This window comes from Gemmatimonas aurantiaca, from assembly GCF_037190085.1.
GTDB lineage: Bacteria > Gemmatimonadota > Gemmatimonadetes > Gemmatimonadales > Gemmatimonadaceae > Gemmatimonas > Gemmatimonas aurantiaca_A.
Genome location: NZ_JBBCJO010000011.1, coordinates 47,181 through 60,404 on the forward strand (window position 1 = coordinate 47,181; position 13,224 = coordinate 60,404).

At 64.2% G+C, this 13,224-nt stretch carries 13 protein-coding genes; 7 read left to right on the forward strand and 6 right to left on the reverse strand.

Annotated features, from left to right (window positions below; translation table 11 throughout):
- Positions 1-57: 57 nt before the first annotated feature.
- The 3 genes from WG208_RS13620 to WG208_RS13630 all read right to left on the reverse strand — a co-directional run bounded on the left by WG208_RS13620 (position 58) and on the right by WG208_RS13630 (position 2,857).
- Positions 58-999, reverse strand: coding sequence for a hypothetical protein (locus tag WG208_RS13620; protein ID WP_337171921.1), 942 nt, complete (start codon positions 997-999; stop codon positions 58-60).
- Positions 996-1,808 (reverse strand): hypothetical protein, encoded by an 813-nt coding sequence (locus WG208_RS13625; protein WP_337171922.1) that lies wholly within the window; start codon positions 1,806-1,808, stop codon positions 996-998. Before WG208_RS13625 ends, WG208_RS13620 begins: the two co-directional genes overlap by 4 nt.
- Positions 1,809-1,906: 98 nt before the next feature.
- A complete protein-coding gene (locus tag WG208_RS13630; RefSeq protein ID WP_337171923.1) occupies positions 1,907-2,857 on the reverse strand; it encodes a thymidylate synthase in 951 nt (316 codons plus the stop codon).
- Between the two features lie 292 nt (positions 2,858-3,149).
- Between WG208_RS13630 and WG208_RS13635 the strand changes: the two genes are divergently transcribed.
- Both WG208_RS13635 and WG208_RS13640 read left to right on the forward strand, forming a co-directional pair.
- Complete coding sequence (locus WG208_RS13635; protein WP_337171924.1) at positions 3,150-4,025, forward strand: class I SAM-dependent methyltransferase; 876 nt, start codon at positions 3,150-3,152, stop codon at positions 4,023-4,025.
- Positions 4,026-4,061: 36 nt separating this feature from the next.
- The gene (locus tag WG208_RS13640; RefSeq protein WP_337171925.1) at positions 4,062-4,748 is read left to right on the forward strand and encodes a VOC family protein; all 687 of its coding nucleotides are present in this window, start codon (positions 4,062-4,064) and stop codon (positions 4,746-4,748) included.
- Here WG208_RS13640 and WG208_RS13645 read toward each other — a convergent pair.
- The 3 genes from WG208_RS13645 to WG208_RS13655 form a co-directional block, all read right to left on the reverse strand.
- The gene (locus WG208_RS13645; RefSeq protein ID WP_337171926.1) at positions 4,710-5,549 is read right to left on the reverse strand and encodes an aldo/keto reductase; all 840 of its coding nucleotides are present in this window, start codon (positions 5,547-5,549) and stop codon (positions 4,710-4,712) included. The genes WG208_RS13640 and WG208_RS13645 overlap by 39 nt on opposite strands.
- 79 nt (positions 5,550-5,628) lie before the next feature.
- The gene (locus WG208_RS13650) at positions 5,629-6,000 is read right to left on the reverse strand and encodes a hypothetical protein (RefSeq protein ID WP_337171927.1); all 372 of its coding nucleotides are present in this window, start codon (positions 5,998-6,000) and stop codon (positions 5,629-5,631) included.
- Positions 6,001-6,170: 170 nt separating this feature from the next.
- Positions 6,171-9,164: an Ig-like domain-containing protein gene (locus WG208_RS13655; protein ID WP_337171928.1), complete on the reverse strand. Its 2,994-nt coding sequence runs from the start codon at positions 9,162-9,164 to the stop codon at positions 6,171-6,173.
- A gap of 153 nt (positions 9,165-9,317) precedes the next feature.
- Between WG208_RS13655 and paaX the strand changes: the two genes are divergently transcribed.
- The 5 genes from paaX (at position 9,318) to paaD (ending at position 13,191) form a co-directional block, all read left to right on the forward strand.
- A complete protein-coding gene (gene paaX, locus WG208_RS13660; protein ID WP_337171929.1) occupies positions 9,318-10,253 on the forward strand; it encodes a phenylacetic acid degradation operon negative regulatory protein PaaX in 936 nt (311 codons plus the stop codon).
- A 336-nt stretch (positions 10,254-10,589) separates the two neighbouring features.
- Positions 10,590-11,603, forward strand: a complete 1,014-nt coding sequence (gene paaA / locus WG208_RS13665) for a 1,2-phenylacetyl-CoA epoxidase subunit PaaA (protein ID WP_337171930.1) — start codon at positions 10,590-10,592, stop codon at positions 11,601-11,603.
- Positions 11,603-11,884 carry a 1,2-phenylacetyl-CoA epoxidase subunit PaaB gene (gene paaB, locus WG208_RS13670; RefSeq protein WP_337171931.1) on the forward strand — a complete coding sequence of 94 codons (282 nt, stop codon included), beginning with the start codon at positions 11,603-11,605 and terminating at the stop codon, positions 11,882-11,884. Before paaA ends, paaB begins: the two co-directional genes overlap by 1 nt.
- Positions 11,881-12,633, forward strand: a complete 753-nt coding sequence (paaC, locus tag WG208_RS13675) for a 1,2-phenylacetyl-CoA epoxidase subunit PaaC (protein ID WP_337171932.1) — start codon at positions 11,881-11,883, stop codon at positions 12,631-12,633. The genes paaB and paaC overlap by 4 nt, the downstream gene beginning before the upstream one ends.
- 39 nt (positions 12,634-12,672) lie before the next feature.
- The gene (gene paaD / locus WG208_RS13680) at positions 12,673-13,191 is read left to right on the forward strand and encodes a 1,2-phenylacetyl-CoA epoxidase subunit PaaD (protein WP_337171933.1); all 519 of its coding nucleotides are present in this window, start codon (positions 12,673-12,675) and stop codon (positions 13,189-13,191) included.
- Positions 13,192-13,224 lie beyond the last annotated feature (33 nt).

Consider the following 13,224-nt stretch of genomic DNA (forward strand, 5'->3'; position numbering starts at 1 on the left):
CAAGAAGGACGCAAGCTGCATGAGGATCGCAACCCGCTTACTCGCCTACCCGTCAAGTTAGCCTCGAAACCCTCTAAACTTTGTGGGAGCTTTCTGCCAGTTGCAAATTGCATCCTCAAGCGCTTGCATGCCTACCCCCAGATAGCCATCTAATTCTACGAACATCTGCTCCAGCGCAACCCACGAAGTACGAACCGATATGTCGTCGTTGAGCAGGAGGCGTGCACCTGTGAGTGGACCTGTAGCACCTCGCAAATAGGGCGAGCCGGGAGAAATGGACGCTAGGCCGAGCTTCCCCACCATAGTGAGATAGTCGAAGCGGGCAGTGCGTCCGAAGCTAGCCACGTCGTTCATCGACACATATAGCACGTCAAAGGCTTGGGATCCGTTGTAGCTCGCACAAGATAGCGCGCTTTGTATGAGCGCATCGTGTGATCCCGTTTTTAGGACCCATTTCACATAAGTTTCGACCGCTGCGCCGGTGCCGCGCGGCGAATGGGCATCGAGGCTTTCACGCTTGCGATGGTTACCGAATCCGCAACCCGGCCTTCGTAAATGCGCCTGGTTTGCGTCCAGCCACGCGCGAAATGCCGGTGGATCTTGACTGATCGTCACCCAGTTCCATTGACCGCCCTGTCCGAGTCGACCGTAAACTTCGCGCGAATACCTCCACTGGCCTCGCGCATGTTGACCGAAGTGCACGAACAGAAAGACGAGCCAGAAAGCTTCGTCGCGATTCCCTGCTCGCAGTTGCATGATCGCCGCGAGCAATGGATTGAAGTGTGGCGTATCCGGGTCCGCGAAGTCTGGTCCTAGCGGTCGCCGCATCATCACTCTCGGATATGAAATACGATGCAAGCTCTCTACTAGCTGAAACACCAAAGTATTACGGCGCAGAGGATCAGCAATTCCTCGCAACGTTTTTCCGGTCTCACGTTCAAAGGTTTCGATGCCGCCGAACAGCGCGGTCGCGCGCTCGATGTCCTTTGGTCGAATCATGTGTCGACTACGGTCATGATTCTTGTCGCCGAAGCAATCCATGCGCGAATTGCATGCACTACTTCGCGTGTTACCCCGAAACTACTCTGTAGGTTGTGGTTGTATCCCAGCACCAACACGCTCCGACCTAGCGGAATGTCGCCTATGCGGGCAAGTATTCCGTGATACGCCACGCCGGCGACCCCTTCGCCCCCTTGACGCGGGAGCGTCCACTCTGGCATGCGCTTGACCTCCAGCGTCACGCCCGCGATAGCGGCAAACTCTTCCACAACAGACCGGCCATTGAGAATGAGCACCTCGATGCTCGAGTCGCGTAGGAGCACTGCGAGCGCATCATATGATAGGTGAAGTAGTCGACTGCGCTGCGCACTTGAGAGCTCTGTCCACTTTTTGGCGGTTGCAAACGGGATTAAGTCGAGATGACATGCGTGCTGCTGTGTGCTGTAGTATGAGCATCCAGTTCCAGCGACCACTGTGTCTATCTTCCGAAACCATCGATCATACGGCGCACGCTGAAAATAGTCACGGCAGGACTCCTCAATGAGGCGGAGGTGAGCGGCCTCAATAACCTCCCATGACTCAAGGTTCAGGGACCGCAGAGTATGGAAACGACGTGATGGGCCTTGCAGTTCATCGCCACCCTCGTCCATGAACTCGCGATTGCTTGGGTTGATCCCTAGCGTTGCAACGCGCGCGGTGGCGACATCGCCGAACACTGGGATCGGAGCACCCCATTGAATCACACCAGCCCGACGAATAGTGCTCGTGTCCATCCGGTCCACGAGGCTCGCGAGAGTAGCGTACAGCATGCGTCACCTATGTAGAAGACAGTGGGCTCGGACGATGTCGAAGGAGGTCGGCAATTCAGATACCGCGGGGATACCTACGGTCCTTGTCCTCCGAGAAACTACATCGTGACAAGCCGTGCTTCTACTGCCGGTTTGAACGCATCACCGATCTCTCCGTGAATTCGCATTATGTCATCGCGGCGACCCTGTCTTCGGTACGTCAACACAAGGAGAAGTCGTACCAAATCTGCCCAGTATGGATCAAGCTCTCCGAGAGTGGTGGCGGGCGTATCTCCCTCCATGCGAATCTGCGCTTCAAGTTCAATGAGACGACGGACAGCCGCCCATGGATCACCCTCCGGCATTTCGGGCATAAGCGAGTCGGGCTGCCATCCCTCCCGCAAGAACGCACTGACGTTTGGTTGATCGCGAGCGTAGAGATGAAGGCTACCAGCGAAGTGCACGTAGCGACCCATGTTGATACCAAGACTGCGCGCGAATATCTCCTGAAGCATAGTGAAGCAGAAGATGTCGTGCGGCAGGCCGAGATACGCATCGTTTGAGCGCATGCTGACCACCATATGGAGCCGTTCATCGCGTCTCAGCAACTGGAGCGTGCAAGTGCAAGGCACTTCTTTGTGATCGGCCGCGATGTCCTCTGCCGAGAAAAGCTGGATAACAGCTCGCCGCGTCGAAGGACGTGACCTCAACAGCGTCAGTACGCTCTCAATCTGGTTGATGCCGCGCTGAGCGAAGAATCGAGGACCGTATCCACCGTGAATGATGCCATTGTCGGCATCGTTTGCGTACTTGGAAATGTAGTGACTTATTTGGTCAAGCGCATTGCTACCTGAAAGATACCAGATCAGTTCACCTAGTGCGCTGATCACGCGCCCGCGAGACTCCGTCACACTGAGACGTGCTCGAGGGTTTCGGAGTTCAAGACTCGCGCCGATCAGCTCCTGCGTGCCGCCGCGCGATGCGTCGTTGGCGCAACCGTGCGCTCGAATCGCAGTGAAGACGACTTGCAGAAGGTCGTCTAACGATTCCTCGCAGCACGAGATTATCATGGTGTCGGCAAGGCAGTGAGGGGCGAACGATCGACCATGGTTAATGCGCAAACCTGCAAGCAGCTTCCTGATGGGGCAAGGCCTCGAATGCTGTTTGGATCAGAGGGTCATTTCTGCTTTGTCCGGCCGCCAGCACCAAGAATGTAGTATACCATCTTAGGTCGCGTTAACCCTTCTCAGGGCGAGGACGGTCATTGACGGCAGGTCTCTCCATCCCCGCAGGCAAATGATGATTTCGCACTCGTCCGGGATCATTTTATCTCCGAAGCTATCATCTATAAAAAAGAGTCCCATGAACCTCCCCACCACGAAGTCTCCCCCCTTCGACTGGCCCGGTCGCTCCGGCGAGATCTGGCGCGACAACCAGGCCCGCCTCGACCGCATGCTCGCGCCGTGCGGCACAGCAGCCATCACGGCCGCCGCTCCCACCCCCGGCGAACGGATCCTCGACATCGGCTGCGGTTCCGGCGCGTCTTCCCTCGAACTCGCGGACCGCGTCAGCCCGACCGGCCACGTCCTCGGCGTCGACATCTCCGAACCGCTCCTCTCCCGCGCACGCGAACGTGCCAACGAACGTGCGGGCGCGAGCGCGCCGGTCTCCTTCCGGCTCGGCGATGCCGCCAGCGATCCGCTTCCGGAAGCGCCCTTCGATCTGTTGTTCTCCCGCTTCGGGGTCATGTTCTTCCCCGATCCGATCGCGGCGTTCACCAACCTGCGTCGCGCGCTCGCGCCCGATGGGCGGCTCGTGTTCGTGTGCTGGCGGGCGTTCGAGGAGAACGATTGGGTGCGTCTCCTCATGACGGCGGTGGCCGATATCCTGCCGCCCCTGCCGATGCCTCCTCCGGAGGCGCCGGGGCCGTTCTCCTTCGGCGATCCCGATCGGGTGCGCCGCATCCTGTCGGGCGCGGGGTTCAGCGACGTGCGCCTCGAGGCGTTCGACTGCCCGCTGGTGTATGGCGAGGCGTCCACACGCGAAGAGGCCGTCGACGCGGCGCTCGAACTGTCGCTGCAGGTGGGGCCGCTCAGTCGCGCGCTGGCCGAGCATCCACCGGAGCTCCGCGAACGGGCCGCGGCAGCCGTTCGTCGCGCGCTTGGTGAACGTGTGTCCGGTCATGTCGTCGCTCTGAATGGCGCCTGCTGGATCGTCACGGCACGCAACGCCACATAACGTCACACGCCGCGCCCCATGACGCCGCACGGGAACATGACCCACATCGATCATCTGGTATGGGGTGTGCGCGATCTCGACGACGGAGTCGATACGCTCACCACACTCACGGGATGCACGCCGGTCATGGGCGGTGCTCACTCGGGCAATGGCACACGCAATGCGCTGCTGCCGCTCGGCGATCGCTGCTATTTCGAAGTGCTCGCGCCCGATCCGGCGCAGGATGTGATGAACACGCGCGGTGCGGGACTGCTCTCGTTCACGCATCCGCGTCTGCTCACCTTTGCCGTGGCCTGCGACGACATCGAGGCCTCCGCGGCCCGCATTGCTGCAAGCGGCCTGCCAGCGCCACAGATCGCGGCCATGTCCCGCACGCAGCCCGATGGTGAGGTGTTGCGTTGGCGACTGGCGCACGTCACCGGACACACTTTCGGCGGTCTCGCGCCCTTCCTCATCGACTGGGGCGATACACCACATCCCTCACGTCTGGGGCCTGCGGGTTGTTCGCTCGCCCGCTTGATACTTCGGCACCCCGATCACGAACGGCTTGCCGCACTCCTCGCAGCACTCGCCCTCGATGACACCATCCCGGTCGATTGTGTGCCGGGATCGGCGGCGCTCGTTGCCGATCTCCTCACGCCGCAGGGGCCCATCTCACTGACGTCGACTTCCGAGCCGCCGCCGTCAGAGTTCTTCGTGCGTGGCCGGGTCCAACCCCAGTAGTCGTCCGTCCGTTCGTGCCAGTGTCGCCACCGCTGCCATCTCCTCGGCAGTGAGTTCGAAATCGAACACGCCGAGGTTCTCGGCCTGACGTGCGGGCGACGCGGCCTTGGGGATGGGGATCGCACCCATCTGCACATGCCAGCGCAGCACCACCTGCGCCACGCTGCGCGTGTGATGCTCGGCGATGTTCACCAGCACGGGTTCCTGCAGCAGTTCCCGGCCGCGTCCGATGGGACTCCAGGATTCGGTCACGATGCCATGCACGGCGTGATACGCGCGCTGGGCATGCTGCGGGAGATACGGATGCATCTCCACCTGGTTCACCGAGGGCACGACGTCGGTTTCGGTGATGAGGTGATCGAGATGTTCGGGAAGAAAATTGCTCACGCCGATGGAGCGCACGAGGCCACGTGCACGCGCTTCAATGAGGGCCTGCCAGGCTTCCACGTACAACGCCCGACGCGGATTGGGCCAGTGAATGAGATACAGGTCCCAGTATTCGAGTTGCGCGCGATACAACGACTCCTCGATGGCCTGCAACGCCTCCGCATACCCGTGATGTCGCCCCGGCAGCTTCGACGTGAGGCGCAGGTGTTCACGCGGCACACCGGCCCGCCGCACGGCTTCTCCCACCGCACCTTCGTTTTCGTAGTTCACCGCGGAGTCGATCAGGTGATAACCACTCCGGATGGCGTCCATCATCGAGACCACGCCCTGCGCGCCGTTCAGGCGATACGTACCAAGTCCGATGGCCGGCAACGTCGTGCCATCGTTGAGCGGGAGCATGGGGACGTCGATCATGTCGGGAATCGTTCGGAGAATGGTTCGGGGAGCCGGCGGGAACACCCGGCGTGGCTGTCACATGGTGGTCACGCGACTCTCACAGGGTGCCGAGTGTGATGTCCATCGGCACGACTTTGAGACCGCTGCCACCACCCTGCACACCGCTCTTCTCCACCAGGCCGCTGCCCTGTGAGCCCGAGCCCATGAGCCGGATGCAGCCACTGAACTCCACACCGAACGGTACGCTGAACCGGCCGTTGCCATCGCTCAGCACCTGACTGCGCTGCCGCATCTCGCCGGTGGCGCAGTCTCCGATGTACAGCTCTCCGGTGATCAACGCGCCCACGGCCGGCGCGCCGGCGAGTGTGGTGGCCGTGCCTTCCACACGAAACGCCATGTCGGCCGTGGGCGCGCCTCCGCACCCGGTCACCACCACACCGAGTGTGATGCCCATCAGCGCGGTCTTCACGCTCCGCCCACGTCGAACACGTATTGTCTGTTGCCCTGCCATCGTTCCTCCCGGGGACGCTCTGCAACCTGCTGAATCCTAGCGATGGGGGGTGACCGACAGCCATGACGACAGCCATGTCCGACGTGACGGAGCGCTCTATCGGAAATCGCTGAACACCGCGAGCCGGTTCATCGCAGGGCCGTACCGTACACCACCAGTCCGTTCTGCCCCACCGCCAGCGCCCGATTGCCCACGTACATGGCGTCGTTCACGAGCTCGGGTGTGGTACCCACGGACACCCACCGATCGTTCTGCAGCGTGTAGATGTTGCGATCGCTGGCAAATGCGTAATACTCGCCCGGCGCGCGTCCCGTCATCACACGGATGGTGGACCCCAACACGGGCAGGGGTGACCAGCGCGTGCCGTTCCAGCGCAGCGCGCCCGAGCCGCCGTAGAGCAGCGCTTCGGTGGACGACAACACCACGATGCGATCGTAGAAGCCGGTGGTGGACGCCGTGTCGATCGTGAAGCTCGTGCCGTTCCATCGCAGCACCCGATTGGCGTTGGCCAGTGTGGTCACGGCCATGATGTTGTCGGGTCCGGTGCCATGCAGGTCGTTGAAGCTCCAGTTGGTGGCGATGGCCGGAACGCCCGCGTTCACCCAGGTGCTGCCGACCAGGCGCATCAGTCCCTGCCGGCCGATCGACGAAGACGCCGGACCGACGCCCCACAGGGCGTCCAGCGAGGGCCCCCACATGCGGATGAAGTCGGTGGATGTCGTGCTCCACTGCAACACGCCGTTGGTGTAACGCGCCGCGACGCCGGAGAGGGTGAAGTACGCGGCGCCCGAGGCATCGGTGGCCACGGCGCCGTTGGAGAAGCCGATCGTGGAGGTGCGTCCCAGCAGCAACGGGGTCCACCGCTGTCCATCGTATCGCAGGGCCGATTCGGCGCTGCGCCCCACCGTCCACGCCTTGCCATCGCTGCTCATCGACAGCACGGCATTGTTGGGGAAATATCCGGTGGCCGTGACGCTGTTGCCGACGATGCGCCAGAGCGCGCCGCCGGCGACGGTGTTGAGCATCCGCACGGTGCGGTCCTGTGCGCTGCGACAGGCCTGCAGACTGCTGGGATTGCGTGCGCCGTTGGGCACGGTCATGGCCGTCAGTGAACCACCGCCGTAGCGATAGATGTCACCGAGGCCGGCCGATACGATCACGTCGCCATTGCCGCACACCACGGGGACGGCCGAGTTGTTGGTGGTCTGCGTGGAGGAGGTGCTCACGCGTTGCCAGTTGCTGCCGGCATAGCGGGCGACGTACCAGTTGAAGGCGTTGTTCTCGTTGCCAGCCACGAGCAGTTCCCCCGTGGACAACATGAAGAGCGATCCCGCTCTGCCGGTCAGCGAAGAACGGGGCAGCGGTGTCCAGGTGCCGGCGTTGAATTCGAGAACATCGGTGGTGGCCCATGGCGCGAGCACACTCCACAACATGAAGAACCGTCGACCCGTGGGCGCGATGACGAGATCACGTGCCTCCGATGGTGCACCGGGGATGCCGGCATCACTGAGCACATCCCAGGTGGTGTCGCGTCGCTCGAGGATGAGTCCGCCGGCGCCAGTCGCAAAGCCGGCGCCGTCGGCGCGCATGGTGATGAACTGCAGATTGCGCGTGGTGTTGGTGACCTCACGCACCCAGCCCGTGGCCGTGCGGCGGAGAATGCGTCCGCTGTCGCCCGCCACCCATGCGCCCGTGGAGGTGGTCGCAATGTCGCGCAGCGCGGCGCCCTCGGGGATGCTGACGGCGCGCCAGCCTCCGTTCGCGGATTCTTCCCACGCCCGTCCTCGGCCCGCGCTGTTGGCGCCCACGGCCAGCACGATGTCGTTGCCGGCCAGGGGCTGCATGTCGATGATCTGACTGACGATTTCCGCCTCACCCAGACGGGCGTCGTAGGTGGACGTCCATCGGGTCGGAAAGGCCGGCGCCTTCACGGTGATGGATGCGGTGGCCGTGACGGCGGGCGTCGCGACGCTGCTCACCGTGATGGTGGTGGTGCCCGTGGCCACGGCGATGACCCGTCCGGTGGCGCTCACGGTCGCGATGGTGGGTGACGCGCTGAGGTAACTGACCCGGGTGTCGGCGCCACTGTCGGCACTCACGGTCACCACGAGTTGTGCGGTGTCGGTGATTTCGAGTGCGGCCACCGTCTGCACGGTGATGCTGCGTACCACCGGCGCACGCACCACCAGTGTGGCCGATGCGCGCATGGTGGTGTCGGCCGTGGCGATGGCGGTGATGGACGCGGTGCCCGCGCTGGTCGTGGTCACACGTCCGTCAGCGGCGACGGTGGCCACGGCACTGTTGCCCGAACGCCAGGTCACGGTGCGCGCGAGTCCGCTGTCGGCGGTCACGGTGGCCGTGAACTGACGTGCCTGACCCACGAGCGCCGTATCGGTGGTGGGCGTGATGATCACGCTGCGCACCCGCGGCACGGCGCTGACCGTGACGATGCTGGTGTCCAACAACGCCGCGCCCGTGCGATCCGTCGTTCGGCTGCTCGCGATCATCGCCGCCGTGCCCGGTGCCACGGCGGTCACGAGACCCGTGCTGTCGATCGTGGCAATCGTGGCCGCCGTACTGCGCCACGTCACGCGGGTGTCGATCCCCGCGTCGCCGCTGACGGTTGCGGTCAGTTGCCTCGTCTGCCCCACCTGCAACGCGGCCGTTGCCGGTTGCACGTCCACGCCGCGGGCCACCGCGCGCACGGTCACGGTGAGACGGGCTTCCGCGCGCAGTGTGCCATTCAGCGCTTCGGCCACGATGGTGGCGCTGCCCGCACCGACGGCGGTGATGGTGGCGGAGGTGCCCGTGCCCGACACCGTGGCCACGGCGGGTGTCTCACTGCGCCAGCTCACGGTGGCACTGGCGGGGGAAACGGTGGCCGTGGCGGTCGTGGTGGAACCGAGGCCGGCCAGTTCGGCGGTGGTTGCGTTCAGGGAGATGGTGGGTGCGGTGGGAGTGGGCGGTGTGACCGGTCCACCGCCGTCTCCTCCTCCGCCGCCACACGCGGACGCGAGGAGAGAGGTGATGAACAGGGAGAAAACCAGCGCCCGGGGCGTGCGCGGGCGATGGAGGACACCCGCCGGGCATCGGCGGGCGGATTGGGGCAACGGAAGGGGCACGACCGGGCTCCTGAAGTGAGAAGGCGACACTTCTTCTTCAGGCGTGAAATGCCCGCGAAACTACTCATGACGGAATCCGACCCGGAATCCGATTCGGGATCCGACCCGGGACGCGACTCGTCCCCTGCGCGATGGGCGAGTAAACTGCGCGTCATGTCCGTGCCACAGGCCGATCCGGTGATCACCCGCTGGACGCGTCAGTTCCTTCGTGAGGAGCCGCCGCGCGCGACGTCGCTGCTGGTGACGGTGTTCGGCGATGCGATCGCGCCGCATGGGGGCGCGGCCTGGCTGCGGAAGCTCATCGAGCTCATGGACACATTCGGGATCAACGAGCGCGCGGTGCGCACGAGTGTGTTCCGTCTGGCCGAGGATCACTGGCTGGAGGCACAGCGTCACGGGCGACAGAGCCGATACACCCTCACGGCGTCGGGGGGCCGGCGATTCGCGCTCGCGTCCCGGCGCATCTATCACCCCGGTCCGGCCACGTGGGACGGCCACTGGACGCTGGTGTTGATACCGCGCGGCGCGGACGTGGTGACGTCGCGCAGCGATCTGCGCCGCGAGTTGGGGTGGGAGGGTTTTGCCACGATCACACCGGGGTTGCTGGCGCATCCGCAGGCCGACCGGGACCGGCTGCGCGAACTGCTCGACGAACTGGGCGTGCGGGACGACGCCTTCGTGGTGGGCGCCCGGGATCTGCCCGGGGTGACGACACGCGAGCTGGCCGAGCTGGCGGGCTACTGGCCGTTGGACGCGGTGGCCGCGCAGTACCGGGAGTTCCTGACGCGCTTCGGGCCGGTGGCGCGGGCGATCGGGACCGACGGAGCGCGCTGTTCGCCGCGCCAGGCGTTCCTGGTTCGCACGCTGCTGGTGCACGCGTACCGCCGGGTCGTTCTGCATGACCCCAGGCTTCCGGCGGCCATGCTTCCGGAGGACTGGCCAGGGCGGGAGGCGTACGGGCTGAGCCGGGGGGTGTATCGGGCGGTGACGCCGGCGGCGGAGGGGTATCTGGAGGAGGCGCTGACGGGCGCGGGGGAGGTTTTGCCGATGCCGTCTGCGGAGTTCAGGGAGCGGTTTTGCGTTAGATGACGGTAAAGTGTTTCGTTGATGATCTTATGATGCGCTGTTGTTCTATTGATCTCCTCCCTGACCCACTCCCTCCTGCTCCCTCTTGAAATATTGACGCCGTGGAATCGGTACTCTCCGGATGACGCACCACCGTACCGTGCCCGCCGTCCCTCTCCCCGGCTCGTCATCCGGACACATTCGGTGCCACGGCGTCATGGGGTATCAAGAGGGAGCAGGGAGGAGCTGGTCAGGGAGGAGATTCATAGGACTGCCCTGGAGGTCGATATCTAAGTGATACGGAATATTGACCTGATCTCACAAAGATGTATCATTTAGTCATCCCTCAGACCCCACCGCATGTACGCTCAGATGGTCAACACCGGCGTCGCGCGCGTCGAATCCCGCGACGAGATGTCCCCCGAAGCCCGGCGCTTCCAGGATCGTGTGGATGCCGACATCCGCATCGAGCCGCGCGAATGGATGCCCGAGGCCTACCGCAAGACGCTCGTCCGGCAGATCTCGCAGCACGCACACTCCGAGATCGTGGGCATGCTGCCCGAAGGCAACTGGATCACGCGGGCGCCGTCGCTCGAACGCAAGGCCATTCTCCTGGCCAAGGTTCAGGACGAAGCCGGCCATGGGCTCTATCTCTACAGCGCCGCCGAAACGCTCGGCGTCTCGCGCGATGAGCTCACGCGGCAGCTCGTGACCGGCGCGGCCAAGTACTCGAGCATCTTCAACTATCCGACGCTCACGTGGGCCGACATCGGTGTGATCGGCTGGCTGGTGGACGGCGCGGCGATCATGAACCAGATCCCGCTGCAGCGCTGCTCGTACGGACCGTATTCGCGCGCGATGATCCGCATCTGCAAGGAAGAGAGCTTCCATCAGCGGCAGGGCTACGCCAGTCTGGTGGTGCTGTCCAAGGGATCGCCCGAGCAGAAGGAGATGCTGCAGGACGCGCTCAACCGCTGGTGGTGGCCGTCGCTGATGATGTTCGGCCCGCCGGATGCGGAGTCGGTGCACAGCGCGCAGTCGGCGCAGTGGAAGATCAAGCTCTTCTCCAACGACGAACTGCGTCAGCGTTTCGTGGACCAGACCGTGCCGCAGGCCGAGTATCTGGGCATCACGGTTCCCGACGCCTCGCTGGCCTGGAACGAAGAGCGTGGACACTACGATTACGGCACGATCGACTGGGCGGAGTTCCAGGCGGTGGTGGCGGGGAACGGTCCGTGCAACCGGCAGCGCATGCAGGCGGTGACGTCGGCGTATCACGACGGTGCATGGGTGCGCGAGGCGGCGGTGGCACATGCCAACAAGCAGGCGAACGCGCGCGCCGAGGCTTCCACCCTCCAGCAGAAGGCATCGTGATGAAGGAGTGGCCGTTGTTCGAGGTGTTCATCCGCAGCTCGCACGGGCTGGCGCACCGTCATGTGGGCAGTCTGCATGCGGCCGATGAAACCATGGCGATGCAGGCCGCGCGCGATGTGTACACGCGCCGCGGGGAAGGCACGAGCATCTGGGTGGTGCGTTCGACATACATCTCGGCGAGCGAGCCGGAAGACAAGGAGCTCAACTTCGAGTCCGCCGGCACCAAGCCGTATCGTCATCCGACGTTCTTCGAAGTGCCCGAAGAAGTGGGGCACATGTGAGCGCAGCGGTGGAAAGCCTGCTGCGTATCGGCGACAACGGCCTGGTCCTGTCGCATCGCCTGCAGGAAGCGGTGGGCCGTCTGCCGATTCTCGAGGAAGAACTCGCTTCGGCCAACGTGGCGCTCGATCTGCTGGGACAGGCGCGGCTCTGGCTCGCCCTGGCCGGTGAGATCGAAGGCGAAGGCCGTGATGCCGATGCGCTGGCGTTCTTCCGCGACGTGCGCGCGTTTCACAATGCGCTGCTGACGGAACAGCCCAACGGCGATTTTGCGTTCATCGTGGCGCGGCAGTTCTTCTTCGATGCGTGGCACTATCAGGTGCTGCGGGCGTTGTCGCGCGCGGCCGATCATCGGGTGCGCGAGATCGCGTCGAAGGCGCTCAAGGAAGTGGCGTATCATGTACGACGCAGCGGCGACTGGGTGGTGCGGCTGGGCGATGGCACCGAGGAGAGTCACCAGCGCATGCAGGCGGCGGTGGACGAGCTCTGGCCGTATGTCGACGAACTGTTCACCGACGACGACGTGGATGTGGCCGCCCATGCCGCGGGTGTGGGTGTGTTGCATGCGCCATTGCGGGCCGCGTGGGATACCCTCGTGCGCGACACGCTGGCCGCCGCGACGCTCACCGTGCCGCCGGCGTCCAAGTGGCCGCAGCGTGGTGGCAAGCAGGGACGTCACAGCGAGCATCTCGGCTACATTCTCGCCGATCTGCAGTACATGCAGCGTGCGTATCCCGGGCTGGCCTGGTAGGCAGAGCGTCCGATGATGTCCTCATCAACGATGTCCTCCATGAGCCGTCCCTCGGTCGAAGAGATCTGGGAATGGCTCGCGCAGGTGCCCGATCCGGAGATCCCGGTGATCTCGGTGGTGGATCTCGGCATCGTGCGCGATGTGGCCTGGGAACGTGGAGCAGACGGCAACGATCGTCTCGTGGTGCGCATCACGCCCACGTATTCGGGATGTCCGGCCACGCAGGTGATCGCGCACGATGTGCAGGCCGCGCTCGCCGAACATGGTGTGCCCGACGCTGAGGTGCTGATGCAGTTGTCGCCGCCCTGGACCACCGAGTGGATGTCGGAAACGGCCCGCGAACAGTTGCGGGGATTCGGCATCGCGCCGCCGGGATATGGTGGACACGACGAAGTGCTGGTGCCGCTCACCCGGCGTCGGGCCCCCGCGGCCATTGCCTGTCCGCGCTGTGGTGCCACCGAGACGCGTCTGGTGAGCGAGTTCGGTTCGACACCGTGCAAGGCGCACTACACCTGCCTCGCCTGTCTCGAACCGTTCGACTACTTCAAGCCGCTCTGAACAGGCGCCTCCTGGGTGCTCCCCTTGGGCAGC

Coding starts and splice junctions, on each gene's coding strand:
- paaD (WP_337171933.1), top strand. CDS start 12,673: ATGAGCCGTCCCTCGGTCGAAGAGATCTGGGAATGGCTCGCGCAGGTG.
- WG208_RS13625 (WP_337171922.1), bottom strand. CDS start 1,808: ATGCTGTACGCTACTCTCGCGAGCCTCGTGGACCGGATGGACACGAGC.
- paaA (WP_337171930.1), top strand. CDS start 10,590: ATGTACGCTCAGATGGTCAACACCGGCGTCGCGCGCGTCGAATCCCGC.
- WG208_RS13640 (WP_337171925.1), top strand. CDS start 4,062: ATGACCCACATCGATCATCTGGTATGGGGTGTGCGCGATCTCGACGAC.
- WG208_RS13645 (WP_337171926.1), bottom strand. CDS start 5,549: ATGATCGACGTCCCCATGCTCCCGCTCAACGATGGCACGACGTTGCCG.
- WG208_RS13620 (WP_337171921.1), bottom strand. CDS start 999: ATGATTCGACCAAAGGACATCGAGCGCGCGACCGCGCTGTTCGGCGGC.
- WG208_RS13630 (WP_337171923.1), bottom strand. CDS start 2,857: ATGATAATCTCGTGCTGCGAGGAATCGTTAGACGACCTTCTGCAAGTC.
- paaB (WP_337171931.1), top strand. CDS start 11,603: ATGAAGGAGTGGCCGTTGTTCGAGGTGTTCATCCGCAGCTCGCACGGG.
- WG208_RS13635 (WP_337171924.1), top strand. CDS start 3,150: ATGAACCTCCCCACCACGAAGTCTCCCCCCTTCGACTGGCCCGGTCGC.
- paaX (WP_337171929.1), top strand. CDS start 9,318: ATGTCCGTGCCACAGGCCGATCCGGTGATCACCCGCTGGACGCGTCAG.